Origin of the sequence: Acetobacter lovaniensis (assembly GCF_014207635.1) — a bacterium.
Classification (GTDB): domain Bacteria; phylum Pseudomonadota; class Alphaproteobacteria; order Acetobacterales; family Acetobacteraceae; genus Acetobacter; species Acetobacter lovaniensis.
In genome coordinates this window covers 1-1541 of sequence record NZ_JACHIE010000050.1, presented here as the reverse complement: position 1 = coordinate 1541, position 1541 = coordinate 1, and the positions used below count along the sequence as shown (strand labels likewise).

Genomic DNA, 1541 nt, shown 5'->3' with positions numbered 1-1541 from the left:
ACCGCATCAGACGCCGGAAAGCCGCATACGCCGCCATATTGCCGAACTCAAACTTGAGAGCCTCAGCGACCGGCCAGACGCCCGACTTGCCCCACATGCGGCCAGTCTGCCCCTGCCAGCCAGACGGCAGACAATGGGAGGAACGCTGAATATGCCGAGCGCCACGCGCCGCGTGCTTCGCTACATACTGAGACCAGCCCAGAGCGTCATAGATGTGCTTGACCGTCTGAGACCACTTCTGAGACCCGTAGGAGGCCGCCAGATGCGTCCAGACGGCTACAAGCCTATGTTCCATAGCAGAAGGCCCGCCAGCAGCCTCTACGGCTTCCTGAGCGAAATACACGGCCCCATGCAGGTGAGGAACGCCGCGCTTTTGCCACTCAGTGACCCAGTGCAAGCGCATGGCCGAAGGGGAAACCTTCGTTCCTCTCATGAGAGCAACAGAAAGACGATCAACCAGCCGAGACCAGTCCTTAGCAGTCTCAGGGCATGTCTGAACGGTGAAGGTCAAAGAGAACCCTACGCCGTCAAGTTTGTCGTTTTCGACAGACCAGAGGAAACGCATATTTCGACGAGCAACAGCCGGAGACCAGCCGCTACAAGAACCACGTTTTGAGGGAGCTTTATTCATTCCGGCCTTCCCTAAGGAACAACCGTTCGGGTATAACGTAAGCAAGTTTCGGTCCTTGGTTGCATCAAGGGTTGAGACAGAGGGTTGAGCGGGTGCGAACCGTTCAGCCCTCATTTTTTTTGCGCCGTTGGTTTCCCAATCTTAAACGGGGAAGAGCCTAAATTCTTTTCGTCAGGTGCAGTTCTGATGAGATATGAAACTATATAATCAAGAGGCGCAACCGATTTTCGCTTGAGTGACGATCGCACGTCCTCGCGCAGCTCCGGGGCTCGATCGTCACTCAGTCGATTACGACAGCCCGGAGATCATTTAGCGTCAAATTCCAAAAGGGCGCACTTACACAAACTTTCGTTCGTGGTGCTTTTTCCCGGAAGGGCGCACTTATACAAACTCCCGTTTGAGGTGCGGCCAAGGGTTCCCCTTAGCGATCATTCAGGCGTCAGAAATGCACTCGGCCACGTCCAAACCTCTATCCCAGAGGTTCTGAACCATGCCCCGAATTACAGCCGCCGGTGCCCAACGAGACATGCCCCGGAAAGCCGAAATCTTGGCGTCTGGACACTTCAACATGCGCCGCGTGTAAGAGACGCCACGGGCGGCAGATCGGACACGAGAGACAGCCTTTGGCTGGCCTACGGCGCTCCCGCTCTGCGCTCGCTCTCTCGCTGCACCGGCATCGTCTGCGGGCGGGTTGGGACTGCTCAGGGGGAGGGAGTGTGTAGGTCGAGCAGTCCCCCCGCCCGCCTGTCCTTGTGCCTGGACGAGCGCAGAGCGCGCGGCGTTCATCTCAACACGCGCTTGAGCCTTGGAATACGACCGCATCAGACGCCGGAAAGCCGCATACGCCGCCATATTGCCGAACTCAAACTTGAGAGCCTCAGCGACCGGCCAGACGCCCGACTTGCCCCAC

The 1541-nt window shown here is 57.8% G+C and carries 1 protein-coding gene; it reads right to left on the bottom strand.

Annotation, left to right across the window (positions count from 1 at the left end; genetic code table 11):
* On the bottom strand, positions 1 to 565 hold a 565-nt coding region (locus HNR55_RS16640; RefSeq protein ID WP_456304253.1), incomplete at its 3' end, for a rolling circle replication-associated protein.
* Between the last annotated feature and the right edge of the window lie 976 nt (positions 566 to 1541).